The 25,272-nt window shown below is 67.5% G+C and carries 17 protein-coding genes; 8 read left to right on the top strand and 9 right to left on the bottom strand.

Translation table 11 applies throughout. The features are described from left to right. Positions 1 to 466 precede the first annotated feature (466 nt). The 5 genes from LGN17_RS17240 to LGN17_RS17220 all read left to right on the top strand — a co-directional run bounded on the left by LGN17_RS17240 (position 467) and on the right by LGN17_RS17220 (position 9,839). Complete coding sequence (locus LGN17_RS17240; RefSeq protein WP_226197875.1) at positions 467 to 1,291, top strand: IclR family transcriptional regulator; 825 nt, start codon at positions 467 to 469, stop codon at positions 1,289 to 1,291. 253 nt (positions 1,292 to 1,544) lie between these two features. Beyond that, positions 1,545 to 2,906 carry an MdtA/MuxA family multidrug efflux RND transporter periplasmic adaptor subunit gene (locus LGN17_RS17235; protein WP_226197874.1) on the top strand — a complete coding sequence of 454 codons (1,362 nt, stop codon included), beginning with the start codon at positions 1,545 to 1,547 and terminating at the stop codon, positions 2,904 to 2,906. Positions 2,907 to 2,921: 15 nt separating this feature from the next. Further along, positions 2,922 to 6,035, top strand: a complete 3,114-nt coding sequence (locus LGN17_RS17230) for an MdtB/MuxB family multidrug efflux RND transporter permease subunit (protein WP_226197873.1) — start codon at positions 2,922 to 2,924, stop codon at positions 6,033 to 6,035. Between the two features lie 3 nt (positions 6,036 to 6,038). Further along, a complete protein-coding gene (locus LGN17_RS17225; protein ID WP_226197872.1) occupies positions 6,039 to 9,347 on the top strand; it encodes an efflux RND transporter permease subunit in 3,309 nt (1,102 codons plus the stop codon). Between the two features lie 108 nt (positions 9,348 to 9,455). Beyond that, on the top strand, positions 9,456 to 9,839 hold the full coding sequence (locus LGN17_RS17220) for a VOC family protein (protein WP_226197871.1): 384 nt from the start codon (positions 9,456 to 9,458) through the stop codon (positions 9,837 to 9,839). 116 nt (positions 9,840 to 9,955) lie between these two features. Here LGN17_RS17220 and LGN17_RS17215 read toward each other — a convergent pair whose 3' ends face one another. Further along, the gene (locus LGN17_RS17215) at positions 9,956 to 11,368 is read right to left on the bottom strand and encodes an NYN domain-containing protein (protein WP_226197870.1); all 1,413 of its coding nucleotides are present in this window, start codon (positions 11,366 to 11,368) and stop codon (positions 9,956 to 9,958) included. Between the two features lie 294 nt (positions 11,369 to 11,662). On the opposite strand from LGN17_RS17215, the gene LGN17_RS17210 reads away from it, so the two are divergent. Continuing rightward, positions 11,663 to 12,292 (top strand): NAD(P)H-binding protein, encoded by a 630-nt coding sequence (locus LGN17_RS17210; protein ID WP_175967375.1) that lies wholly within the window; start codon positions 11,663 to 11,665, stop codon positions 12,290 to 12,292. Positions 12,293 to 12,391: 99 nt separating this feature from the next. Here the strand turns inward: LGN17_RS17210 and LGN17_RS17205 are convergent, their stop codons facing one another. Then, positions 12,392 to 12,943, bottom strand: a complete 552-nt coding sequence (locus LGN17_RS17205) for a peroxiredoxin (RefSeq protein ID WP_175951777.1) — start codon at positions 12,941 to 12,943, stop codon at positions 12,392 to 12,394. A gap of 279 nt (positions 12,944 to 13,222) precedes the next feature. Here LGN17_RS17205 and cdpA point away from each other — a divergent pair, with 279 nt between their 5' ends. Both cdpA and LGN17_RS17195 read left to right on the top strand, forming a co-directional pair. Beyond that, positions 13,223 to 14,965 (top strand): cyclic di-GMP phosphodiesterase CdpA, encoded by a 1,743-nt coding sequence (cdpA, locus tag LGN17_RS17200; RefSeq protein ID WP_226198146.1) that lies wholly within the window; start codon positions 13,223 to 13,225, stop codon positions 14,963 to 14,965. A 27-nt stretch (positions 14,966 to 14,992) separates the two neighbouring features. Further along, positions 14,993 to 16,492, top strand: coding sequence for an HDOD domain-containing protein (locus tag LGN17_RS17195; RefSeq protein WP_226197869.1), 1,500 nt, complete (start codon positions 14,993 to 14,995; stop codon positions 16,490 to 16,492). 109 nt (positions 16,493 to 16,601) lie between these two features. Here LGN17_RS17195 and LGN17_RS17190 read toward each other — a convergent pair whose 3' ends face one another. The 7 genes from LGN17_RS17190 to LGN17_RS17160 all read right to left on the bottom strand — a co-directional run bounded on the left by LGN17_RS17190 (position 16,602) and on the right by LGN17_RS17160 (position 24,914). Next, the gene (locus LGN17_RS17190; RefSeq protein ID WP_226197868.1) at positions 16,602 to 17,396 is read right to left on the bottom strand and encodes an ABC transporter substrate-binding protein; all 795 of its coding nucleotides are present in this window, start codon (positions 17,394 to 17,396) and stop codon (positions 16,602 to 16,604) included. A gap of 294 nt (positions 17,397 to 17,690) precedes the next feature. Next, positions 17,691 to 18,761, bottom strand: a complete 1,071-nt coding sequence (astE, locus tag LGN17_RS17185; protein WP_226197867.1) for a succinylglutamate desuccinylase — start codon at positions 18,759 to 18,761, stop codon at positions 17,691 to 17,693. Then, on the bottom strand, positions 18,745 to 20,085 hold the full coding sequence (gene astB / locus LGN17_RS17180) for an N-succinylarginine dihydrolase (protein WP_226197866.1): 1,341 nt from the start codon (positions 20,083 to 20,085) through the stop codon (positions 18,745 to 18,747). The genes astE and astB overlap by 17 nt, the downstream gene beginning before the upstream one ends. Positions 20,086 to 20,099: 14 nt before the next feature. After that, a complete protein-coding gene (astD, locus tag LGN17_RS17175; RefSeq protein WP_226197865.1) occupies positions 20,100 to 21,563 on the bottom strand; it encodes a succinylglutamate-semialdehyde dehydrogenase in 1,464 nt (487 codons plus the stop codon). 7 nt (positions 21,564 to 21,570) lie between these two features. After that, positions 21,571 to 22,602 carry an arginine N-succinyltransferase gene (gene astA, locus LGN17_RS17170; protein ID WP_226197864.1) on the bottom strand — a complete coding sequence of 344 codons (1,032 nt, stop codon included), beginning with the start codon at positions 22,600 to 22,602 and terminating at the stop codon, positions 21,571 to 21,573. Next, a complete protein-coding gene (gene aruF, locus LGN17_RS17165) occupies positions 22,599 to 23,651 on the bottom strand; it encodes an arginine/ornithine succinyltransferase subunit alpha (RefSeq protein ID WP_226197863.1) in 1,053 nt (350 codons plus the stop codon). Before aruF ends, astA begins: the two co-directional genes overlap by 4 nt. A 30-nt stretch (positions 23,652 to 23,681) precedes the next feature. Next, positions 23,682 to 24,914 carry an aspartate aminotransferase family protein gene (locus tag LGN17_RS17160; protein WP_226197862.1) on the bottom strand — a complete coding sequence of 411 codons (1,233 nt, stop codon included), beginning with the start codon at positions 24,912 to 24,914 and terminating at the stop codon, positions 23,682 to 23,684. Positions 24,915 to 25,272 lie beyond the last annotated feature (358 nt).

Genomic DNA, 25,272 nt, shown 5'->3' with positions numbered 1-25,272 from the left:
GCGAATCACGCCAGGCGCGCACGCAAACAGGCGCCGCCTGCGTTCAAACAGGGGGTTGCAACGATCGGGGGATAATACGGGCCTGACGCGTCCGGGCGGACGCGCGGAAAGACGGGCAAAAAAAAAGCGCCACGGAGACCGTGGCGCTAAAAAAGTTCTAGCCATTCCGAGGGCCGTGCTAGAACCTGAGAGACTGCGCGAAACATCGTTGCCGGTTAAACTCTTGAAACGATGTTTCGAAAACGTGAGACATTCTTTCCGTTTCCGCCCGACAAGTCAAGCGGTATTTGCACCGGTTCATGCACTTTCTGGCAACGCTCATTTGAGCGTTTTCCTAATAAACCAAGGGTGAACCCGTAAAATCTCATCCAATGAACGGTTCGCCCTCGGAATATGCATCCTTTGACAATAGTCCTACAATACCAACAAAATTGAAATCGAGTTTCGGAAATAGAGAGAATCCCTCGTGTCGACAACTGTAACCCCTCCCGCGTCGCGGGACCGTGAATCCTCGCCCGACGAGATCACCGCCCTCGCCCGCGGCCTTGCCGTGCTGCGTCGCATCGCGGCGGCCGATGCGCCCGTCAGCAACCGCGAGCTGACCGAACTGACCGGCATCCCGAAGCCGACCGTCTCGCGCATCACCGCGACGCTCGTCAGCGCCGGCTTCCTGTTCCAGTTGCCCGACAGCGAGCGCTTCGTGCTCACTGCGTCGGTACTCGAACTGAGCCACGGCTTCCTGCGCAACTTCGACATCCGCGCACGTTCGCGGCCGTTCATGATCGAGCTGGCCGAACGCACGTCGCTGTCCGTGCACCTCGCGGTGCGCGACCGGCTCGACATGGTCGCGATCGACGTGATCCGGCCGCGCTCGGCCGTGCTCGTCACGCGCCTCGAAATCGGCTCGCGGATGGACATCGCGCGCACCGCGGTAGGCCGCGCGTATCTCGCCGCACTCGAGGAGGACGAACGCCGCCTGCTGCTCGAGTCGCTGCGCACCACGGCAGGCGACGACTGGCCGCATGTGTCCGCCCGCCTGACCCCCGCGCTGGACGACGCGATGCGCGACGGCCACGCGATCGCGATCGGCGAATGGCGCGAGGGCCTGAATGCCGTCGCGGCCGGTTTCGTCGGCCCGTCGGGCCAGCGCTATTCGGTGAATTGCGGTGGCGCGTCGCACCAGTGCCCGCCCGAATGGCTGCACGAACACGTGGTGCCCGCGCTGCACGAGTGCATCACGAAAATCACCCGCGAAATCGGCGGCGCACCGGCCCGGCGCATCAGCGTGTAATCGTTTCGTCATCGTCCTGTCGCGTTCTGTAACGACCGTAACCCGATGAAAGATAGACCACTGGACTGTAACGGGGACGGGACGTAGGATCATGCCCATCGTCGCGCCGCACTCGCGGCGCGCACCGCTCTTTTCCCGCGCAGACCGGCGGGCGCCCGGACCGAGCCGGGCGCTCCCTCCCGGCACCGCTCGCCCACGCGCAGCCCAGCAGTCCGATTTCCGGCACGCCGCGCCGTCTTCCTGACAGATCACGATGGATAACGAACAAAAACCCACGCCTCCTTCGAAAGACCCCGCGTCCCCCGCCGCACGGCGCCCGCGCCGCACGCTGATGGCCGGGGCGCTCGCGGTCGTCGTCATCGGCGGCCTGCTGTGGTGGCATCCGTGGAACCGCACGCCGGCGGCCGGCACGGCGGCGAGCGGCACGGGCGCAAGCGCGGCCGGTGGTGCCGGCGGCCACCGCGGCCGTGGCGGCCCCGCCGCGATGGCGAACATTCCGCAGCCCGTGCAGGTCGCGACCGTGACGCAGGGCGAAATGCCGATCGTGCTGTCCGCGCTCGGTACCGTCACGCCGCTCGCGAACGTGACGGTCAAGACGCAGTTGTCGGGCTACCTGCAGTCGGTCTCGTTCCAGGAGGGGCAGATCGTCAAGAAGGGCGACGTGCTCGCCCAGATCGACCCGCGCCCGTACCAGGTGTCGCTCGAGAACGCCGAAGGCACGTATGCGCGCGACTCGGCGCTGCTCGCGACGGCCCGACTCGACCTGAAGCGCTACCAGACGCTGCTGTCGCAGGACTCGATCGCGTCGCAAACCGTCGATACGCAGGCGTCGCTCGTCAAGCAATACGAAGGCGCGGTGAAAACCGACCAGGCCGCGATCGATTCCGCGAAGCTGAACCTCACGTATGCGCGCATCACCGCGCCGGTGTCGGGCCGCGTCGGCCTGCGCCAGGTCGACCCCGGCAACTACGTGACGCCGGGCGACAGCAACGGCATCGTCGTGATCACGCAGCTGCAGCCGATGAGCGTGATCTTCACCACGTCGGAAGACAACCTGCCGCAGATCCTCAAGCAGGTGAACGCAGGCCAGAAGCTGTCGGTCACCGCGTACAACCGCAACAACACGGTGCCGCTCGAGACGGGCTCGCTCGCGACGCTCGACAACCAGATCGACACGAGCACGGGCACGGTCAAGCTGCGCGCGAACTTCGACAACAAGGAAGGCATGCTGTTTCCGAATCAGTTCGTGAACACGCGCCTGCTCGTCGACGTGCTGCGCAACGCGACGATCGTGCCGACGTCCGCGGTGCTGACCGGCTCGATCGGCCAGTTCGTCTACGTCGTGAAACCCGACAACACGGTGACGGTGCGCAAGGTCACGATCGGCCCCGTCGACGGCGAGCGCACGAGCATCGCCAGCGGCGTCTCGCCCGGCGAGCGCGTGGTGACCGACGGCTCCGACCGCCTGCGCGAAGGCGCGAAAATCTCGATCCCGGCCGACAAGCCGAAAGGCGCGCACGGCGCCGGCGCGGCGTCGGGCGCATCGGGCGCCGGCGGCCATCGCGGCGGACACAAGCACGGCGCGTCGCAGGCAGCGGCCTCCGCGGCCCAGTAACGCGCGGGCCGCTCGATGAATCCATCCCGCCTCTTCATTCTCCGGCCGGTCGGCACCGCCCTCCTGATGGCGGCGATCATGCTGGCCGGTCTCGTCGCGCTGCGCTTCCTGCCGCTCGCGGCGCTGCCCGAAGTCGACTACCCGACGATCCAGGTCCAGACCTTCTACCCGGGCGCGAGCCCGGAGGTGATGACCTCGTCGGTCACCGCCCCGCTCGAACGGCAGTTCGGCCAGATGCCGTCGCTGAACCAGATGTCGTCGCAAAGCTCGGCCGGCTCGTCCGTGATCACGCTGCAGTTCTCGCTCGACCTGCCGCTCGACATCGCCGAACAGGAAGTGCAGGCCGCGATCAACGCGGCCGGCAACCTGCTGCCGTCCGACCTCCCTGCCCCGCCGATCTACGCGAAGGTCAACCCGGCCGACGCGCCGGTGATCACGCTCGCCGTCACGTCGAAGACGCTGCCGCTCACGCAGGTGCAGGATCTCGCCGACACACGCCTTGCGATGAAGATTTCGCAGATCGCGGGCGTGGGCCTCGTCAGCCTGTCGGGCGGCAACCGCCCGGCCGTGCGCATCCAGGCGAACCCGACCGCACTCGCGCAGTACGGGATGAACCTCGACGACCTGCGCACGACGATCTCGAACCTGAACGTCAACACGCCGAAAGGCAACTTCGACGGTCCGACGCGCGCGTACACGATCAACGCGAACGACCAGCTCACGAGCGCCGACCAGTACAACAGCGCGGTCGTCGCGTACAAGAACGGCCGCCCGGTGATGCTCACCGACGTCGCGACGGTCGTCGCCGGTTCGGAAAACACCAAGCTCGGCGCGTGGGTGAACAAGGAGCCCGCGATCATCCTGAACGTGCAGCGCCAGCCGGGCGCGAACGTGATCCAGACGGTCGACGCGATCAAGGCGCAGCTGCCGAAGCTGCAGGAAACGCTGCCGGCCGCGCTCGACGTGCAGATCGTCACCGACCGCACGACGATGATCCGCGCCGCCGTGCGCGACGTGCAGTTCGAGCTGCTGCTCGCGGTCGCGCTGGTCGTGATCGTGATGTACCTGTTCCTCGCGAACATCTACGCGACGATCATCCCGAGCCTGTCGGTGCCGCTGTCGCTGATCGGCACGCTCGCGGTGATGTACATGGCCGGCTTCTCGCTGAACAACCTGTCGTTGATGGCGCTCACCATCGCGACCGGCTTCGTGGTCGACGATGCGATCGTGATGATCGAGAACATCGCGCGCTACGTCGAGGAAGGCGAAACAGGGCTCGAGGCCGCGCTGAAGGGCTCGAAGCAGATCGGCTTCACGATCATCTCGCTGACGGTGTCGCTGATCGCAGTGCTGATCCCGCTGCTGTTCATGGGCGACGTGGTCGGGCGCCTCTTCCACGAATTCGCGATCACGCTCGCGGTGACGATCGTGATCTCGGCGATCGTGTCGCTCACGCTCGTGCCGATGATGTGCGCGAAGCTGCTGCGCCATTCGCCGCCGCCCGAGAGCCATCGCTTCGAGGCGCGCGTGCACCGGGCGATCGACTGGGTGATCGCGCGCTACGGGGTGGCGCTCGAATGGGTGCTGAACCGCCAGGGCTCGACGCTCGTCGTCGCGGTGCTGACGCTCGTGCTGACGGGGCTGCTGTACGTCTACGTGCCGAAGGGCTTCTTCCCCGCGCAGGATACGGGCGTGATCCAGGCGATCACGCAGGCTCCGCAGTCGATCTCGTACGGCGCGATGGCCGAACGCCAGCAGGCGCTCGCGGCCGAGATCCTGAAGGATCCGAACGTCGAGAGCCTCACGTCGTTCATCGGCGTCGACGGCAACAACATCACGCTGAACAGCGGCCGGATGCTGATCAACCTGAAGGCGCGCGACGACCGCTCCGAGACGGCTGCGCAGATCATCCGCGACCTGCAGCACCGCGTCGCGAACATCACCGGCATCTCGCTGTTCATGCAGTCGGTGCAGGACCTGACGATCGACTCGACCGTCAGCCCGACGCAGTACCAGTTCATGCTGACGAGCCCGAATTCGGAAGAATTCGCGACCTGGGTGCCGAAGCTCGTCGCGCGGCTGCAGCAGGAGCCGTCGCTCGCCGACGTCGCGACCGACCTGCAGAGCAGCGGCCAGTCCGTGTACATCGAGATCGACCGCGCAAGCGCCGCGCGCTTCGGCATCACGCCGGCGACCGTCGACAACGCGCTGTACGACGCATTCGGCCAGCGCATCGTATCGACGATCTTCACGCAGTCGAACCAGTACCGCGTGATTCTCGAGTCCGAGCCGAAGGAGCAGCACTACGCGCAATCGCTGAACGACATCTACCTGCCGTCGGCGGGCGGCGGCCAGGTGCCGCTGTCGTCGATCGCGTCGTTCCATGAGCGGCCATCGCCGCTGCTGGTCGCGCACCTGTCGCAATTCCCGTCGACCACGATCTCGTTCAACCTCGCGGCAGGCGCATCGCTCGGCGAGGCGGTCAAGGCGATCGACGCCGCCGAGAAGGACATCGGGCTGCCCGCGTCGTTCCAGACGCGCTTCCAGGGCGCGGCGCTCGCGTTCCAGGCGTCGCTGTCGAACCAGCTGTTCCTGATTCTCGCGGCAGTCGTCACGATGTACATCGTGCTCGGCGTGCTGTACGAGAGCTACATCCACCCGATCACGATCCTGTCGACGCTGCCGTCGGCCGGCGTCGGCGCGCTGCTCGCGCTGATGATCACCGGGCACGACCTCGACATCATAGGGATCATCGGTATCGTGCTGCTGATCGGTATCGTGAAGAAGAACGCGATCATGATGATCGACTTCGCGCTCGAGGCCGAACGCGTGGAAGGCAAGCCGCCGCGCGAGGCGATCTACCAGGCGTGCCTGCTGCGCTTCCGGCCGATCCTGATGACGACGCTCGCCGCGCTGCTCGGCGCGGTGCCGCTGATCGTCGGCTCCGGCGCGGGCTCCGAGCTGCGCCAGCCGCTCGGGATCGCGATCGCCGGCGGCCTGATCGTGTCGCAGGTGCTGACGCTGTTCACGACGCCCGTGATCTATCTCGGCTTCGACTCGCTCGCGCGCCGCGTGCGCGGCTGGTTCGAACGCCACGGCCCCGGTGCCGACACGCGCACGGATGCGTAAGCGATGAACCTGTCGCGTCCGTTCATCACCCGCCCTGTCGCGACGACGCTGCTCGCGCTCGGCGTCGCGCTCGCGGGCCTGTTCGCGTTCGTCAAACTGCCGGTGTCGCCGCTGCCGCAGGTCGACTTCCCGACCATCTCGGTGCAGGCGTCGCTGCCCGGCGCGAGCCCCGAGACCGTCGCGACCAGCGTGACGAGCCCGCTCGAACGGCACCTCGGCTCGATCGCCGACGTGTCCGAAATGACGTCGACGAGCACGGTCGGCAATGCACGGATCATCCTGCAGTTCGGCCTGAACCGCGACATCGACGGTGCCGCGCGCGACGTGCAGGCCGCGATCAACGCGGCGCGCGCCGACCTGCCCGCCGCGCTGAAGAGCAACCCAACCTACCGCAAGGTCAACCCGGCCGACTCGCCGATCATGATCGTGTCGCTGACGTCGGAAACGTCTTCGGCCGCGAAGCTGTACGACGCCGCGTCGACGGTGCTGCAGCAGTCGCTGTCGCAGATCGACGGGATCGGCCAGGTGACGGTGAGCGGCTCCGCGAACCCGGCCGTGCGCGTCGAGCTCGAGCCGCAGGCGCTGTTCCACTACGGGATCGGCCTCGAGGACGTGCGCGCGGCGCTCGCGTCCGCGAACGCCAACGCGCCGAAGGGCGCGATCGAGTTCGGCCCGCAGCGCTACCAGCTGTATACGAACGACCAGGCGTCCGAGGCGTCGCAATACCGCGACCTCGTCGTCGCGTACCGCAACGGCGCGGCCGTGCGGCTGTCCGACCTGTCCGACGTCGTCGATTCGGTCGAGGATCTCCGCAACCTCGGCCTGTCGAACGGCAAGCGCGCGGTGCTCGTGATCCTCTACCGCTCGCCCGGCGCGAACATCATCGACACGATCGACCGCGTGCGCGCCGCGCTGCCGCAGCTCACCGCGTCGCTGCCGGCCGACATCACGGTCACGCCCGTGCTCGACCGGTCGACCACCATTCGCGCATCGCTGAAGGACACCGAGCATACGCTGCTGATCGCGATCAGCCTCGTCGTGATGGTCGTGTTCCTGTTCCTGCGCAACTGGCGCGCGACGCTGATCCCGAGCGTCGCGGTACCGATCTCGATCATCGGCACGTTCGGCGCGATGTACCTGCTCGGCTTCTCGATCGACAACCTGTCGCTGATGGCGCTGATCGTCGCGACCGGCTTCGTCGTCGACGATGCGATCGTCGTGCTCGAGAACATCTCGCGGCACATCGAGAACGGCAAGTCGCGCATGCAGGCCGCGTTCGACGGCGCGCGCGAGGTCGGCTTCACGGTGCTGTCGATGAGCATCTCGCTCGTCGCGGTGTTCCTGCCGATCCTGCTGATGGGCGGCATCGTCGGGCGGCTGTTCCGCGAGTTCGCGCTGACGCTGTCGCTTGCGATCGCCGTATCGCTCGCGGTGTCGCTCACGGTCACGCCGATGATGTGCGCGCGTCTGCTGCCCGAGGCGCACGACCCGCAAAGCGAAGGCCGCTTCGGGCGCTTCCTGGAACGCTGTTTCAGCCGCATGCAGCGCGGCTACGAACGCTCGCTGTCGTGGGCGCTGCGCCGGCCGTTCCTGATCCTGCTGACCCTGTTCGCGACGATCGGCCTGAACGTCTACCTGTACATCGTCGTGCCGAAGGGCTTCTTCCCGCAGCAGGACACCGGGCTGATGATCGGCGGCATCCAGGCCGACCAGTCGACGTCGTTCCAGGCGATGAAGCTGAAGTTCTCCGAGATGATGCGGATCGTGCAGAACAACCCGAACGTGAAGAGCGTCGCGGGCTTCACGGGCGGCACGCAGACCAACTCCGGCTTCATGTTCGTCACGCTGAAGGACCGCACCGAGCGCAAGCTGTCGGCCGATCAGGTGATTCAGCAGCTGCGCCCGTCGCTGTCGGACGTCGCGGGCGCACGCACGTTCCTGCAGGCGGCACAGGACATCCGCGTCGGCGGCCGGCAGAGCAACGCGCAGTACCAGTTCACGCTGCTCGGCGATTCGAGCGCCGACCTGTACAAGTGGGGGCCGATCCTGACCGAGGCGCTGCAGAAGCGCCCCGAGCTGACCGACGTGAACTCCGACCAGCAGCAGGGCGGCCTCGAGGCGATGGTGACGATCGACCGCGCGACGGCCGCGCGGTTCGGCATCAAGCCCGCGCAGATCGACAATACGCTGTACGACGCGTTCGGCCAGCGCCAGGTCTCGACGATCTACAACCCGCTGAACCAGTACCACGTGGTGATGGAAGTCGCGCCGAAATACTGGCAGAGCCCCGAGATGCTGAACCAGGTGTGGATCAGCACGTCGGGCGGCAGCGCGAACGGCTCGCAGACCACCAACGCGGCGGCCGGCACCTACGTCGCGACGTCCGCCGGCACGTCGAGCGCCGGCACGGCCGCTCAGAGCGCCGCGGCGATCGCGTCCGATTCCGCGCGCAACCAGGCACTCAACTCGATCGCGGCCAGCGGCAAGTCGAGCGCGTCGTCGGGCGCGTCCGTGTCGACGTCGAAGTCGACGATGATCCCGCTGTCGGCGATCGCGACGTTCGGGCCGAGCACGACGCCGCTGTCGGTCAACCACCAGGGGCTGTTCGTCGCGACGACGATCTCGTTCAACCTGCCGCCGGGCGTGTCGCTGTCGCAGGCGACGCAGGTGATCTACCAGACGATGGCGCAGGTCGGCGTCCCGCCGACGATCGTCGGCAGCTTCCAGGGCACCGCACAGGCGTTCCAGCAGTCGCTGAACAACCAGCCGATCCTGATCCTCGCCGCGCTGCTGGCCGTCTATATCGTGCTCGGGATCCTGTACGAGAGCTACATCCACCCGATCACGATCCTGTCGACGCTGCCGTCGGCCGGCGTCGGCGCGCTGCTCGCGCTGCTGCTGTTCAAGACCGAGTTCAGCATCATCGCGCTGATCGGCGTGATCCTGCTGATCGGTATCGTGAAGAAGAACGCGATCATGATGGTCGACTTCGCGATCGACCAGACGCGCAACAACCGGAAGTCGTCGTTCGACGCGATCCACGAGGCGTGCCTGCTGCGCTTCCGCCCGATCATGATGACGACGATGGCGGCGCTGCTCGGTGCGCTGCCGCTCGCGTTCGGCAACGGCGACGGCGCCGAGCTGCGCGCGCCGCTCGGGATCGCGATCGCCGGCGGCCTGATCGTGTCGCAGGTGCTGACGCTCTATACGACGCCGGTCGTGTACCTGTACATGGACCGGCTGCGCGTGTGGGCCGAGAAGCGGCGCAACCGCCGCGCGAATCCGGGCGGGCCGGCGGTCGCCGGGGAGTGATGAAAGCGGCCGCCCGTTGGGCGGCCGTTTTTTTTCGCGCTTGAACCGCTGCGACGATCGGCTATCGTGAGTCCATGCCCACCGCGGGGCCCTTCACGGGGACACACCATGAACGTCCAGCTCAACCATACGATCGTCTGGTGCCGCGACAAACGCGCGTCGAGCCGCTTCCTCACCGAGCTTCTGGAATTGCCGCCGCCGACGCCGTTCGGCGCGATGCTGGTCGTCCCGCTCGGCAACGGCGTGTCGCTCGATTTTTATGAACGGTCGGGAGAGATCGCGTCGCAGCATTACGCGTTCCTGCTCGACGAAGCAGGCTTCGATCGCGTGCTCGCGCGGATTCGCGAGCGCGGGCTGCCGCACTGGGCCGATCCGGCGAAGCGGCAACCCGATGACATCTACCGCCACAACGGCGGCCGCGGCGTGTACTTCGACGATCCGGACGGCCACTTCCTCGAAGTGATGACGCAGCCTTATGGGCTGAACGGCTAGTTCGGCTGCGGGCCGGCATTGCGCCGGCCGCTATGGCGGGTGTGGCCTGCCCGGGTGTCGGCCTGCTGCGGACGACACCCGAGGCCGGCGGCCTTTGCTCGGCCGTTACCCGACCATTACTCGGCCGCTGCCGCTGTCTTGCGCGGGCGCCGCGCGCGCGGCGCCGCCGCCTTGCGGGCCGGCTTCTTTGGTTTGGCTTCGGCGAGCGCCTCGGCCGGCGCGGCAGCCGCCTCGCCGCCGGGATCGCCGACCACCGGCTCGGCGTGCATCACCGCAACGTGCCGCTCGTCGCGCTGCTCCGCGTCGCGATGCGCATCGTCCGCCTGCTTGCCATGCGCGTGCTTGTCGCCTTCGTGCTTCGCCGCGCCATGCCCGGCGTCGTCCGGCTTCCCGGCCGCCTGGCGGCCGGCGCTCTTCGCGGCAGCGCCCTTCTTCGCGGCGGTCTTCTTCGCCGTGCTCTTGCGTGCACGCTTGCGGCCATCCTTCGCGTCGCCGTGCACCTCGGCCACTTCCAGCGCTTCGACCGCTTCGGTCGCCGCCTCTTCCGCGTCGACCTGCGCGGGTTCATGCACGACCGCTTCCGCCCGCTGCTCGCGACGTCGCGGCTCGCGCCCGGGCCGCGCCGGCTCCGCCGCGCGCGCCCCGTGGTGCGTGCCGTGGTGCGGGGCGCCGCCGTCACCGGCCGGCGCCACCTGCTCCGCGGCCGCCGGCTGGCGGGCCCGCGACACGAACGCGCCCGACTTGTCGTCGCGCCCCACTTCGAGCAGGCCGCGCGCCTGCGCTTCTTCGAGCAGGTTGCCGAACGCGCGGAACCCGTAGTACGACTCGTTGAAATCCGGCTTGCGGCGCTTGATCGCACTCTTGAGCACCGACGCCCAGATCTTGCCGACGTCGTCGCGCTCCGACGCGAGCGCGTCGAACGTCTCGACCGCCAGCGCGATTGCCTGAGCCTTGCGCGCGTCCATCTCGTGCTTGCGCGACGGCTCGTCGGGCCGCTTCACGCCGCTGTTGCCCGTGCGCTGCTGTTCGCGCTTCGCGAGCGCGCGCTGCTGCTCGCGCACCAGATCGTCGTAGAAGATGAATTCGTCGCAGTTCGCGACCAGCAGGTCCGACGTCGAATTCTTCACGCCGACCCCGATCACCTTCTTCGCGTTCTCGCGCAGCTTCGACACGAGCGGCGAGAAATCCGAATCGCCGCTGATGATCACGAACGTATCGACGTGCGACTTCGTGTAGCAGAGGTCGAGCGCGTCCACGACGAGCCGGATGTCGGCCGAATTCTTGCCCGACTGGCGCACGTGCGGAATCTCGATCAGTTCGAAGCTCGCCTCGTGCATCGATGCCTTGAAGCCCTTGTAGCGATCCCAGTCGCAATAGGCCTTCTTCACGACGATGCTGCCCTTCAGCAGCAAGCGCTCCAGCACGGGCTGGATGTCGAATTTCTCGTACTTCGCGTCACGCACGCCGAGCGCGACGTTCTCGAAGTCGCAGAACACGGCCATGCTGACGTTGTCCAGGGGTAATGCCATGTGTACTCCAACCGGTGGGCCGATGCGTTGTATGACGTATCGGCGAAAAATGCATCGCGCACATGATAGCCGGTCGGCGCGTCATTCCCGCATCGGCGTGAATGCATGGCGGCCGGAATGCCGGTGTCGGCCGCCCGCGGATCGCGTGCCCGCGTCGGGCAGCCCCCGGCGAGCAGGTGCCGGCGGTACGCCCCTTAATACACACCCGCCGTGGCGGCGAATCGCCATTACACTTGAGTTATCGGTCGTCCGTCCCTATCTGGAAGGATGACGCATCGAGCAAGGAGCGGTTTCATGACGACGAAGGTACTGCTGATTGGCGCGACCGGCCGAACCGGCCAGGCCTGCGCGGATCTGCTGCTCAAGCAGCCGGAGTTCGAGGTCACGGCGCTCGTGCGCCGGCACGGCTATGCGCTGGCGGGCGCGCGGGTGGTCGAGGCCGATCTGACGAACGATTTCTCGCACGCCTTCCAGGGCATCTCGCACGTGATCTACGCGGCCGGTTCGGCCGAATCGGAAGGCGCGGCCGAAGAGGAGCAGGTCGACCGCGACGCGGTCGCCCGCGCGGCCGAATACGCGCTGGCTTACAACGCGCAGAAGCTCGTCGTGATCAGCTCGCTGTCCGCGTACCGGCCCGAACTCGGCCCGGACGCGCTGCGCCACTATTCGCAGATGAAGCGCGAAGGCGACGAGCGCGTGATCGCGTCGGGCGTCGACTACGTGATCCTGCGCCCCGGCCCGCTCGCGGACGGCCCGGGCGTCGGCAAGATCGCGCTGACCGACGCGTGGTTCGAAGGCGCCCCGCCCGTGTCGCGCCAGGATGTGGCCTGGGCCGCGATCGAGGCGATCAAGCTCGGTATCTCGCGCAAGATCGTCGGCTTCGTCGGCGGCAGCGTGCCGATCGAGCAGGCATTGCGCGCCTAACGGCCTCGCCCGCGCCGCCGCGCGGCGGCGCGGGGATCCGCACCGGCGGCCCGCACGACGGGCCGCTTGGGCGCGCGGGGCGCCCGCTTACTCGCCCGCTTACTGCTTCGGATGCGCGTCGGCCCACGCCTTCACGGCGGCGAGCGTGTTCTCGACGTGCTTGTCGGGCGACATGCTCGTGTATTCGTAGAGAATCTTCCCTTCCGGCGAAATCACGTAGGACACGCGGTTCGCCCGGTCGATCGCCGGCAGCTTCGCGTCGTATTCCCGGATGATCTTCGCGTCCGGATCGGCCGCGACCGGGAACTTGCTCCGGCACTCGCTCACCGAGAACTTCGTCAGCGTGTCGATCTTGTCGGCCGATACGCCGATCACGGTTGCGCCGTAAGCCTTGTAGCGATCCACTGCATCCGCGAACGCGTGCGCCTCGATCGTGCAGCCCTTCGTGAACGCGGCCGGGTAGAAATACAGCACGACCGGCCCCTGCTTCAGCGCGTCCGCGAGCGAGTACGTGTAAGTCTTGCCGCCCAGCGACGCCTGCGTCGTGAAATCGGGCGCCGCGGCACCCGGCTTCAATTCCGCCTGCGCCACCAGCGCATGGCCGGCCACCAGCGCCGCCACGGCGGCGCCCAGCAACAGTTTTCGCTTCATCTGCGTCCTCATTTCTTATAAAGTCAGCCTCAAAGTAGACCTCGCCGGCGTTCGGCTGTCGAACACCCGCGTGACCGATCCGGTCCAGCGGCCATGCCATCCGCGGCCGGTCCGTTAAAGATTCCGCACAGTCTGCCGTTATTCCTTCCGGACAACCAGTTCCAGCCCTTCACGTCAGCGAGAAACATGGAAGCCAACAGGAAACAGACGTCACGCAAGGGCTCCTGGCGCAGCGCCTTGCATACGCTGCGCCGCTTCGCCTGGTCGGGCGGCGCGCTGATGCCCGCGCGCGCCGGCGCGCCGCGACGCGACGACTCCGTGCGCGACTGGCTGGAACAGACGGTCGGCACGGTGGATTTCCTCGCCCATGTCGACCGCGAACTGCGCTTTCTGTACGTATCCGACGCGAGCCTGCGCTTCATCGGCTACCACCGCGACTACCTGCACACGCTGACGCTGCGCGACCTGATCGCCGAACAGGATACCGCGGCGCTCGAAGGCCTGCTTGCGCGCGCCGCGCGTTCGGGCCAGGTCGAGAAGGCGACGATGTGCATCGTCAAGTCGCTCACCTACCCGCTGGACGTCGAGATCCGCGCGTTCAAGAGCCGCCACCACGGCGTCGACGGGTTCGCGATCGCGGCGTTCGACGTGTCGTCGTGGCGCGCGCTCGAGGCGCGCCTGACTTACGAAATGCACCACGACCCGATGACGGGGCTCGGCAACCTGTCCGCGCTCGTGCCCGCGCTGATGCGCGCGCAGCAGACCGCAGACGGGGACGGCACCTGTGCGGCGCTGCTGCTGCTCGACCTCGACGACTACCAGCGGATCAACCGTGCGCTCGGCTATGACGCGGGCGACACGCTGCTGCGCGAGACCGCGCAGCGGCTGAAGGCGCTCGTCACGCCGAACGAGCAGCTCGCGCGCGTCGCGAGCGACAAGTTCGCGGTCGTGCTCGGCGCACCGGACCGCACGCAGGCGAGCAACGCGGCGGACGCACTCGCACGCCGGCTGCAGGCCGCGGTGCGCGAGCCCTACGTGTACCAGGGGCAGACCGTGCACCTGTCCGCGAGCATCGGCATCGCGCTCTACCCTGACGAGCGTTCGGCGCCCCATCGCGCGCAGCACCACAGCCCGCTGCTGCGCCGCGCCGACCACGCGCTCGCACAGGCGAAGGCGTCGGGCGGCAATGCGCTCGCATTCCACGCGCCCGTCGACGATCCGGCCGACGCCGAACGGCTGAAGCTGGAAGCCGACCTGTACGACGGCGTGCGCAACGGCGAGTTTTCACTCCATTTCCAGCCGATCACGCGCAGCCAGTCGGGCGCGGTGGTCGGCGTCGAGGCGCTGATCCGCTGGCGCCATCCGGTGCACGGCCTCGTGCCGCCGGCGACCTTCATTCCGCTCGCCGAATCGATCGGCCTGATCAACTATCTCGGCAATTGGGTGCTCAAGGCCGCGTGCATGCAGCTCGTCGCCTGGGACCGCCAGGGGCTCGCGCTGCAGTACGTGGCGGTCAACGTGTCGCCGCAGCAGTTTCGCGACCCGCGCTTCACGCAGAGCGTGCGCGAGGCGATCGCGCTGACGGGCATCGACCCGCGCCGCATCGTGCTCGAGATCACCGAAAGCCTGTTGATGCACGATCCCGCGCAGGCAAAGGGGCTGCTCGAGGAACTGACCGATCTCGGCATCCGCTTCGCGATCGACGATTTCGGCACCGGCTATTCAAGCCTCGCGTATCTGCAGCGCTTCCCGCTCGCGAAGCTGAAGATCGACCGCAGCTTCGTCGAGAACCTGCTGACCTCGCGCAACGACCGCGCAATCGTGTCGGCGGTGGTCGGCCTCGCGCAGACGCTCGATCTCGAGCTCGTCGCGGAAGGCGTCGAGACCGAGGCGCAGCGCGAATTGCTGACGGAGATGGGCTGCAACCATATCCAGGGCTGGCTCGTCTGCCAGGCGCTGCCGTCCGAGGAGCTCGCGCGGCGCTTCGAGGCGCAGCAACTGCACCTGCACGCCGCCGCCTGACGCGCGCGGCGAACCGGACAGATCCGTATGTCAATCACCGAACACTTGCCCCGCACCGCATTGCTCGACAAGCTGTGGGCCCGGATGAACGAACGGGGCGATTTCCCGCTGCTGTCGGAATCGCTGCGCGCGACGATGGCCGCGATGAAGAACGACGACCTCGACTTCACCGCGCTCGTGCGCGTCGTGCTGTCGGACTTCGCGCTCACGCAGAAAGTGCTGCGGCTCGCGAACTCCGCGATGTACATGGCGTTCGGCGGCAACATCACCACCGTGACCCGCGCACTGATGGTGCTCGGCATGGACGCCGTCGGCCACCTGGTCGTCGGGCTCAAGCTCGTCGACCATTTCCACCACAGTACGCCGCGCCGCATCGACGCGAAGCTCGAACTGAACCGCGCGCTGCTGTCCGGCTGCGTCGCGCGCAAGCTCACCGAGCGCGCCGAACTGCGCGCGGGCGAGGAAGCCGTCGTCTGCACGCTGATGCGCCAGGTCGGCAAGCTGCTCGTGGTCTGCTATCTCGACAGCGAATGGGACCGGATCCGCCGCCGCGCGGCCGAGCTGAACGGCGACGAAGCGGCCGCCTGCATCGATGTGCTCGGCGTCGGCTTCGACGAGATCGGGCTCGAGGCGGCCGCGCGCTGGCGGTTGCCCGACGTGATCCGCGCGGGGATGGCCGACCACGACCACGTGGTCCACACCGACGCGTTCGGCAACGAAGAGCACGACCACGATGCGGGCCATGCGACCGATGACGGCCCGGCCGCCCGCGTGCGCTGGCTGCGCGCGATCAGCCGCTGCTCGACCGACGTCGCGGGCGCGCTCGTGATGCCCGCGAGCCCGCAGCGCGACGCGCGCATCGCGGCGCTCGCGCAGCACTATGGCGCGGAACTCGACATGGAAGCCGACGCGCTCGTCGAGATCGCCGAGCGGCTCGCGCGCGAGGAAGCGAGCGACACCGTGATGCGCGAGATCGTCGAGCTGCGCGCGAACGCCGATGCGATCGCGCGTGCACAGGCCGAGCCCGAGGCGTGCCTCGAAGCCGGCCTCGCGGACCTGCGTGCGCTGCCGTCCGAGCACGTGCTGACGCCGGTGCTCGCGCTCGCATCGGAAAGCCTGCTGGCCGGCCTCGCGTTCACGCGCACCGTGATGTTCGTGCGTCACGACGACGGCATCTTCGCCGCACGCCTCGGCTTCGGCCCCGGCGTCGATACGACGCTCGACCGGCTGCGCTTCGACGAGCGCTTCGAGCCGGACGTGTTTCATCTCGCGATCTCGAACTCGGTCGGCATCTTCATCGAGCAGGCGCAGGAGCCGAAGATGCGCAAGCGCCTGCCCGCGTGGTATCTCGACGCATTCGGCGACTCGCGCGCGTTCGTGCTGCTGCCCGTGCGCGTCGGCACGACGACCGTTGCGCTGCTGTACGGCGACTGGGCCGGCGCGCAGCCTGCACGCAAGGTCACGCAGCAGGAAATGAGCGTGCTCAACGAGCTCGCGCGCGAACTGGGCCGGTTCTTTCCGGCCTGACGCGGCCGCCGGCCGCTGCCGCGCCTATTCCTGCCGATTCCCGCCTCCCAAAAACAAACCGGCCGCATCAGCGGCCGGTTTGCTTGCATCGTGCGATCGAACGCAACGCTTACTTGAGCGTCACGGGCACGCTGAAGTACTTCTTCGCGAGATTGTCGATCGTGCCGTCGGCCTTCAGCTCCTTCAGCGCCTGATCGAGCGCGGTCTTCAGCGTCGCGTCGTTCTTGCGCAGGCCGAAACCAACGCCCGAGCCGAGGATCTCGGCATCGCTCACGGTACCGCCCGCGAACGCGAAGCCCTGCCCTTGCGGCTTCGTCAGGAAGCCCTTCGAACCGGCTTCCGCGTCCTGGAACGTCGCGTCGAGACGGCCCGACTTCAGGTCGGCGTAGGCCAGATCCTGCGTCTGGTACGGCACGACCTCGACGCCTGCCGGCGCCCACTTCTTCTTCGCGTACGCTTCCTGGATCGTGCCCTGCAGCACGCCGACGCGCTTGCCCTTCAGCGATTGCGGGGTCGGCAGCAGGCCGCTGCCCTGCTTCGCGATCAGCTGGTTCGGGATCGTGTAGATCGCATCGGTGAACGCGATCGCGTGCTTGCGCTGGTCGGTGATCGTCATGTCCGAGTTGATCGCGTCGAACTTGCGCGCCTGCAGCGCCGGGATCAGGCCGTCGAAGTCGTTCTCGACCCACACGCACTTCGTCTTCAGCTTCGCGCACACCGCGTTGCCGATGTCGATGTCGAAGCCGGTCAGCTTGCCGTCGGGCGTCTTGTATTCGAACGGCGCGTACGAGGCTTCGACGCCGAAACGGATCTCTTTCAGATCCGCTGCCATCGCGCTGCCTGCCGCCACGGTCGATGCCGCCACCACCGCATGCGCGGCCACTTTACGCCAATCCAACTTCATCAGGTGTTCTCCTCGATACTCGAATGTTCCGGAACTACGGGCGCATGCATCATTGCAGGGTCGGATGACCACGGCAATGCTGCCTCCGCGCCGTGATGCGGCGCAACAGCCGCAAGGCCGCGATTGTACCAATCCGCGCGGCCCGGCATGGCAAAGCAGCCGCCGACACGCGATGCTGCGCTGCGGGCGCCGACGTCAGTCGTGCGGCCCGTCGAACTTGCAAGACGATGTCGCAAATACGCAAGCGCAACGCGCGGGCCGTGGGGCGCCGCGGCCACGCGCAATCGATTACCGTCAGACGAGCGCCGCGACCGTCTCGCGGGTCGTGTCGATGACGAGCAGGCCCGCGCGCAAACCCGGCTTCACCGTCGGGTTCGGGAACACGATGCGCTCCTCGTCGTGCTTCACCGTGTAGCGGTAGTCGCCGTCCCGCGCGAGCACCGTGCCGCGAGCAAACGCGGTGAAGTTCGCGACGTCGGCCGCCACGAACAGCTCGAGCGCGTCGCTCTGCTTCGTGATCTGGTCGATCACCGTGAAGACGCGCGGCAACGATGGAGAGCCGCCCCGAGCGCCAGCCTCGCGAGCGGCACCCGACACGAGCTTGCGTACCGCGCGGTCGGCCGGCGCGAAGCGCGTCAGGTCGTTCTGGCCGAACGGGCGCACCTTGCCGAGTTCCAGCGTGCACGCGAGCGCGCCGCAATGCTCGGCCGTGAAATGCGAATACGTGTTGCCCTTCGCGGTATGCAGCAGCACGGCCGCGATCTGCGCGTCGCCGAGCCATTCGAACATCGTGCGCGTCGGCGGCATGCCCGTGTGCGGCAGCAGTGCGAACTGCTCGAACACCGATGCGCGAATCGCCGTGTGCATGTCGATATGCCAGCGCGCGGCGCCGGCCGGCGCGGCCGCGAAGAACGCGGCGGCGGCGGCTTCGAGCTGCATGGCACGCGGCGCTTCGCGGCTGGCGGGCACCTGCGCGTGACGGCCGCTGAACAGGCGGTTCAGATCGTCGTCGAGATAGCGTTCGCCGGCGCGCATCGCCGGCACGTTGCCGAGCACGACGAGCAGCCGGCACGCGAGCGGCAGCGCCCCCGATGCGAGATCGCGCACGAGCATCGACAGCAGCTCGATCGGCGCCGTCTCGTCGCCGTGCACGCCAGCCGATACGAGCACGCTCTCGCGCGCCGTGCCGGCGGCCTCGGCCGCCACCGGTTCGAGCGCGAGCAGCCCGTCGCCGAGCCATTGCCAGCGCACGGCACCGGCGGCGCAGGTACCGTCCGTTGCGGACGGCACGCCACCGGTCAGCGTGAACGCGAGGAAGTCGTCGAGCAGCGCGGCGGCCATACGGACTTCAGCGCTGGAAGTCATACAGCGAACCGACGCGCAGGATCTGCGTGAGCTCGTCGAGCGCCGTGCGCGATTCGTCGAGCAGCGCCGGATCGGCGAGGTCTTCCGGTGCGAGGCGATCGCGATAGTGCCGGTCGATCCAGGTATCGAGCGACGCGAACAGCGTGTCGTTGATCCACACGTTCGACGTGACGGCCGCGCGTTCCGCGTCGTTCAGCACGACGCGCAGGCGCAGGCACGCCGGGCCGCCGCCGTTCTTCATGCTTTCGCGCAGGTCGAACACGAGCACGTCGCGAATCGGGCCGTTGCCGGCCGCGAGTTCGTCGAGATAGGCCGCAACGTTCCCGTTCTCGCGGCATTCCTGCGGCACGACGAGCACCTGAGAGCCATCCGCGCGCGACAGCAGCTGGCTGTTGAACAGATACGACGTCACCGCGTCGTTCACGCTCACGGCGGCCTCCGGCACCTCGATCACGTTCAGGCGCGCGCCGCGTGCGTCGAGCGCGGCGGTCAGCGTGTCGTAGATCGCCTGCTTGTTGACGAACGCGCGCTCGTGCGTGAACAACGTGTCGCGGTTGCCGACCGAAATCACGTCGTTGTGGAACACACCCGCGTCGATCACGTCCGGATCCTGCTGCGCGTAGACCGTCGCTTCTTCGGCGAGCCCGTGGCGATGCGCGACCGCACGGCTCGCCTCGAACGTCTGGCGTGCCGGGAAGCGCTTCGGCTCGGGGCCGCGGCGATATTCCGCGCGACCGTACACGAAGAACTCGATGCCCGGCTTGCCGTATTCGGCGCAGAAGCGCGTGTGGTTCGCCGCGCCTTCGTCGCCGAGTGCCGGCGTGCCGGTCAGCGCCTCATGCACCGCAAAGTGCGCGGGATCGGCGAACAATGTCGACAGCGTGCGGCGCGTCGCTTCGTGCTCGATCGCGCGATGCAGCTTGCTGCACAGGTTCGCCGGCGTGAAGTGCACGCGGCCATCGCTCGTATCGGCCGACGGGCTGACGGTGGCCGCGTTCGCGGTCCACATCGCCGACGCCGAGCTCGCCGCGGCGAGCAGCTCGGGCGCCTGCTTCGCGGCCTTCGCGATCACGTCGGCGTCCTTGCCCGAGAAGCCGAGCTCGCGCAAGAGGCGCAGCGACGGCCGCTCCTGCGGCGGCAGCACGCCTTGCGCGAAGCCGAGATCCGCGAGCTGCTTCATCTTGCGCAGCCCCTGCTTGGCCGCGGCCTTCGGGTTCGCGGCCGACTTTTCGTTGTTGAGCGACGCCACGTTGCCGAACGACAGCCCGGCGTAGTTGTGGGTCGGGCCGACGAGCCCGTCGAAATTGGCTTCTTGTGCGTTCATCGTCGTTCCCTCGATCAGAAATGCAGGCCCGGCGACAGGCTCGCGGGCAAGGTCAGTTGCGTGCTTTCCACCGACGCCATCGGATACGCGCAATAGTCGGCCGCGTAGTACGCGCTCGGGCGATGGTTGCCCGAGCGGCCGGTGCCGCCGAACGGCGCGGCGGACGATGCGCCGTTGGTCGGCCGGTTCCAGTTGACGATCCCGGCGCGGATCGTGCGACGGAAGTGCTCCCATGCCTTCGCGTCGTCGGCGAGCAGGCCGGCGGACAGGCCGAACGCCGTGTCGTTCGCGCGCGCGATCGCGTCGTCGAGCGTCGCGTAGCGGACGATCTGCGCGAGCGGGCCGAAGTGTTCTTCATCCGGCAGGTTCGCGACGCCCGTCACGTCGACGATCGCCGCGTTCACGAAGCCGAGGCGCGGATCGCGCTGCGTCATCGCAATGATCGGCTTCGCGCCCTGCTCGATCAGGTGCGACTGCGCGTCGACGAGCTTCGCCGCCGCCCGCGCCGAGATCACCGCACCCATGAACGGCTGCGGATCGGCGTCGAACACGTCGGCCGTGATCTTCGACGTGACGTCGGCGAAGCGCGCGAGGAAGCGATCGCCGAACGCGCCCTGCGGCACGAAGATGCGGCGCGCGCACGTGCAGCGCTGGCCGGCCGACAGGAACGCCGACTGGATCGTGTGATGGACGGCCGCGTCGATATCTTCGACTTCGCCGATCACGAGCGGGTTGTTGCCGCCCATCTCGAGCGCGAGCACGATTTCCGGACGGCCGCCGAACTGCTTGTGCAGCAGCGTGCCGGTGTCCGAGCTGCCCGTGAAGAACAACCCGTCGATCTGCCGATGGTTCGCGAGCGCGATGCCCGTGTCCTTCTCGCCCTGCACGAGGTTCAGCACGCCGTCCGGCAGCCCGGCCTCCTTCCACACTTCGACCGTCGCGCGCGCGACGCCCGGTGCGAGCTCCGACGGTTTGAACACGACCGCATTGCCGGCGATCAGCGCGGGCACGATATGCCCGTTCGGCAAGTGACCGGGGAAGTTGTACGGGCCGAACACCGCGACGACGCCGTGCGGGCGGTGGCGCAGCACCGCGACGCCGTCGGCCATGTCCTGGCGCTTCTCGCCGGTGCGTTCCTGGTAGGCCTGGATCGAGATGCCGACCTTCGCGGCCATCGACGCGACTTCGGTGCGCGCCTCCCACAGCGGCTTGCCCGTCTCGCGGCCGATCGCGGTCGCGATCGCTTCCTTGCGCTCGTTGAGCAGCGCGGCGAATCGCTTGACGACCGCGCAGCGCGATTCGAAGTCGAGCGCCGACCAGCCGGCGAATGCGCGGCGCGCGCTCGCGACCGCGCGGTCGACGTCGGCCGCCGACGCGCTCGCGCCCTGCCACGCGATCTCGTCGGTGCCCGGGTTGCGCGAAGCGAACACGGGGCCCGAGCCTGCGACCCAGGCGCCGTCGATGAAGAGTTCCGTCATGATTCGTTTATCCCTGTTTGACTTTGAGCGGCAGCACGCGCACCGGATCGCCGGCCTTCACGTCGAGCGCGACGGCATCGTCGGCCGACAGCACGAACGAACCGTTCTCGACCACGCCCGGTGCGACGCCGACGCGGAAATCGGTGAGCGACGTGTTCGACACGAGCGACTTCGGTGCATCCTCTCGCGCATCCGGCACGCCGATCGCGACCGGCACGACGACGCTCTCGCGCACCGTGCGCAGGTCGTTGACGTGGCATTCGAGCACCGGGCCCGCGTCGAAGATGTCGACGTGATTCTGGTAGCGCAGCCCTTCCGCTTCGAGCATCTTGCGGGCCGGCAGCGTGTCGCGGTGCGTGAGGCCGACCGCGTCCTGCGCGTCCTGCGGCAGCAGGTCGACGTACACCGGGTAGCGCGGCATCAGTTCCGCGAGGAACGACTTGCGGCCGTGCGAACTGAGATAGTCGGCCGCGTTGAAATCGATCTGGTAGAAGTGCGAACCGACCGCGCGCCAGAACGGCGACGTACCGTCTTCGTCGAAGTGGCCGCGCAATTCCGCGCAGATGCGCTCCGGAAAGCGCTCGCGGAACTGCGCGATGAACATGAAGCGCGAGCGCGACAGCAGGCCGCCCACGCCGCCCGTGCGATAACGCGGGCTCAGGAACAGCGAGCACACTTCCGCATAGCCCGTCAGGTCGTGCGAGATGTTCAGCGCGGACATCCGCGTCCACACGCCGAGTTCCTGGCTCGCATGCACGACCGTGCTCACGCGGTAGTTGTAGAACGGCTGTTCGAGGCCGACCTGCGATTCGATCCCGCACACGCCCGCGATGTCGCCCGTCTTCGATTCTTCCATCACGAAGAAGTAGCCGGCTTCGCCGGGCGCGGCCTCGCCCGCGAGCGTGCGGCGCGTGCGCTCGATGCGCGCGGCGAGCGCGTCGCGGTCGGGCTTGAACGTGGTCAGGCCCGGCCCGGTTTCCTTCGCGAGCGACACGAGCGCGTCGACGTCGCCCGTTTGTACGACCCGAACGACGATCATGCTGCGTCTCCCTTCAAATCTTCATCGTCGCGGCGATGCAGCGGCACGCAGCGCACGACATCGCCATCCTTCACATTGAGCGCCGCGCGCACGTCGCCGGCCAGCGGCGCGTCACCCGCATCGGCCGGCAGGTCGGCCAGCACGCAGCGGAACGATTCGCCGCTGCCTGTCGACACCATGTATGCGACATCGCCCTGCTGGTGCGCGGCCTCGCGCACGATGCGCTCGGCGCCGTGCTTCACGCACGCGGTGCGATCGACCTGCGCGGTCAGCACCGGGCCCGCGTCGAAGATGTCGACGAAGCGGTCGGGTTCGAAGCCTTCCTCGAGATGGATGTCGTACGCGAGCAGCGCCGATTCGTTCGGCTCGCCGAGCACGCGCTGCGCGGCTTCCGGCAGCAGCGGCACGTAGAGCGGATACGCCGGCATCACTTCCGCGATGAAGGTACGGCTGCGGCCGCCCGACGCGATGTCGACGTCGGTGAAGTTGCGGCCGAAGAACTTGCGGCCCACCGCTTCCCAGAACGGCGATGCGCCGTTGCCGTCGCTCACGCCGAGCAGCAGCGTGAACACTTCGGGCGTGAAGCGGCGGCGGTTCGCGGCGATGTACATCATCCGCGCACGCGAGATCAGGTGCGCGGCCGCATCGCCGCGCAGCGACGGATCAACGTAGAAGCCCGCCAGCCGGCTCTTGCCGGTCAGCTCGTGCGACATCGTGAGCGCGTGGATCTTGCGGTTCACGTGCAGCTCGCGCGACGCGTGGATCAGCGCGTCGTTTCGGAATGCGTAGAACGGTTCCGAATAGCCGGCCGCGGCCACGATGCTCGCCGTGCCGAGCAGCTTGCCGGTCGACGAATCCTCGAGCACGAAGAGGTAGAACTCCTCGCCGGCGAAGTCGACGTCCGCGCGAAACGAATCCTCGGAGAGCGCCACGCGCGCCTCGAGCGCCGCGCGGTCGTGCGGCAGCGAGTGCAGGACCGGCTGCGCGGTGCGCGCCATGTGCGCGAGCGCATCGAGATCCGTGAGTTTGCCGGGGCGAACAAATAGCATCGTCGTTCCTGTCTGCGATGGATGCGCCGATCAGCGCGCGGTGGCTTCCTGGGCGGCGAGCACTTGTTCGACTGCCTTTTCGAAGCGCTTCATGCCTTCGTCAAGCAGGTCGAACGGGATCACCAGCGACGGCACGAAGCGCAGCACGTTCGGGCCGGCGATCAGCATGATCAGGCCGTTCTCTGCTGCTGCGGTGACGAAGTCCTTCGCGCGGCCGTCGAAGGCGGCGGTGAGTTCGGCGCCGACGAGCAGGCCCTTGCCGCGCACGTCCTTGAAGATGCCGAAGCGCGCGTTGATGCGTTCGAGCGCGCCCTTCAGACGCACGCTGCGTTCGCGCACGCCTTCGAGCAGTGCCGGGTCGCCGATCAGTTCGACGACCTTGTCGGCGATTGCCGATGCGAGCGGGTTGCCGCCGTACGTCGTGCCGTGCACGCCGACCTTGAAGTGCGCGGCCAGTTCGTTCGTCGTCAGCATCGCGCCGATCGGGAAACCGTTGCCGAGTGCCTTCGCGGTCGTCAGGATGTCCGGCGTGACGCCGGTATCCATGTAAGCGTAGAACTGGCCCGTGCGGCCGACGCCCGTTTGCACTTCGTCGAAAATCAGCAGTGCGTCGTTGGCGTCGCAGGCTTCGCGCAGCGCCTTCAGGAAGGCCGGATCGGCCGGGATCACGCCGCCTTCGCCTTGCACGGGTTCGACGATCACCGCGCAGGTTTGCGGGCCGATCGCGGCCTTGGCGGCTTCGATGTCGTTGTATGGGAGGTGCGTGATGCCGGCCGGCACGGGGCCGAAGCCTTCCGAATACTTCGGCTGGCCGCCGACGCTGACCGTGAAGAACGTGCGGCCGTGGAACGACTGCACGAACGAGATGATTTCGGCTTTATCGGCGCCGTGGCGATCGAATGCGACCCGGCGAGCGAGCTTCAGTGCGGCTTCGTTCGCTTCCGCGCCCGAGTTCGCGAAGAATGCGCGGTCGGCGAAGGTCAGCGATTCGAGGCGCTTCGCGAGGCGCAGCACCGGCTCGTTCGTGTAACCGTTGCCGATGTGCCAGAGCTTGCGGCTTTGTTCGTCCAGGACTTTCAGCAGTTCCGGGTGGCCGTGGCCGAGCGACGTCACGGCGATACCGCACGCGAAATCGATGTATTCGCGGCCGGCCGTGTCCCACACGCGGGAGCCCTCTGCGTGATCCGGCACGAACGGCGCGGGGGAAAATACCGGCACCATCACTTCATCGAATGTCTGGCGGGTCACGGTCGAGGTCGTCATGGTCGTTCCTTTCGGTTTCGTAAGAGGGTTCAACAGGATCAAGTTTAGGGAAGGGTGACGCAAGCGTCTTGCGGAATTGCGACGGGTTCTATCGGAAGCGGATAGTTCGCTTTATTTTGCCCTCCCGGCGGGGGGAGGTCGTGTTTTCGTGTCTCGTTTTTTTGGGGGGTTTTGGGTGGTTTGCTTGCGGTTTTCGTGAAGTGCCTGTGATGGTGTCGGTCTATTAGCGTCGCCCCTGCGCGGGGCGGCGGTTACTTTTCTTTGTCTTGCCAAAGAAAAGTAACCAAAAGAAAGGCGCTGTGAAAACGCATGACTTCCCGGTGCCATGGTCACCAGAGTGGCCCTCGCCTAAGTGTCC

The organism is Burkholderia sp. AU30280, from assembly GCF_020420125.1.
Classification (GTDB): domain Bacteria; phylum Pseudomonadota; class Gammaproteobacteria; order Burkholderiales; family Burkholderiaceae; genus Burkholderia.
This window is presented reverse-complemented; position numbering and strand designations above follow the sequence as displayed.

Coding starts and splice junctions, on each gene's coding strand:
- LGN17_RS17235 (WP_226197874.1), top strand. CDS start 1,545: ATGGATAACGAACAAAAACCCACGCCTCCTTCGAAAGACCCCGCGTCC.
- LGN17_RS17205 (WP_175951777.1), bottom strand. CDS start 12,943: ATGAAGCGAAAACTGTTGCTGGGCGCCGCCGTGGCGGCGCTGGTGGCC.
- astA (WP_226197864.1), bottom strand. CDS start 22,602: ATGATCGTCGTTCGGGTCGTACAAACGGGCGACGTCGACGCGCTCGTG.
- LGN17_RS17190 (WP_226197868.1), bottom strand. CDS start 17,396: ATGAAGTTGGATTGGCGTAAAGTGGCCGCGCATGCGGTGGTGGCGGCA.
- LGN17_RS17230 (WP_226197873.1), top strand. CDS start 2,922: ATGAATCCATCCCGCCTCTTCATTCTCCGGCCGGTCGGCACCGCCCTC.
- LGN17_RS17210 (WP_175967375.1), top strand. CDS start 11,663: ATGACGACGAAGGTACTGCTGATTGGCGCGACCGGCCGAACCGGCCAG.
- cdpA (WP_226198146.1), top strand. CDS start 13,223: ATGCCCGCGCGCGCCGGCGCGCCGCGACGCGACGACTCCGTGCGCGAC.
- LGN17_RS17225 (WP_226197872.1), top strand. CDS start 6,039: ATGAACCTGTCGCGTCCGTTCATCACCCGCCCTGTCGCGACGACGCTG.
- astB (WP_226197866.1), bottom strand. CDS start 20,085: ATGAACGCACAAGAAGCCAATTTCGACGGGCTCGTCGGCCCGACCCAC.
- LGN17_RS17220 (WP_226197871.1), top strand. CDS start 9,456: ATGAACGTCCAGCTCAACCATACGATCGTCTGGTGCCGCGACAAACGC.
- aruF (WP_226197863.1), bottom strand. CDS start 23,651: ATGCTATTTGTTCGCCCCGGCAAACTCACGGATCTCGATGCGCTCGCG.
- LGN17_RS17195 (WP_226197869.1), top strand. CDS start 14,993: ATGTCAATCACCGAACACTTGCCCCGCACCGCATTGCTCGACAAGCTG.
- LGN17_RS17215 (WP_226197870.1), bottom strand. CDS start 11,368: ATGGCATTACCCCTGGACAACGTCAGCATGGCCGTGTTCTGCGACTTC.
- LGN17_RS17160 (WP_226197862.1), bottom strand. CDS start 24,914: ATGACGACCTCGACCGTGACCCGCCAGACATTCGATGAAGTGATGGTG.
- astE (WP_226197867.1), bottom strand. CDS start 18,761: ATGACTTCCAGCGCTGAAGTCCGTATGGCCGCCGCGCTGCTCGACGAC.
- astD (WP_226197865.1), bottom strand. CDS start 21,563: ATGACGGAACTCTTCATCGACGGCGCCTGGGTCGCAGGCTCGGGCCCC.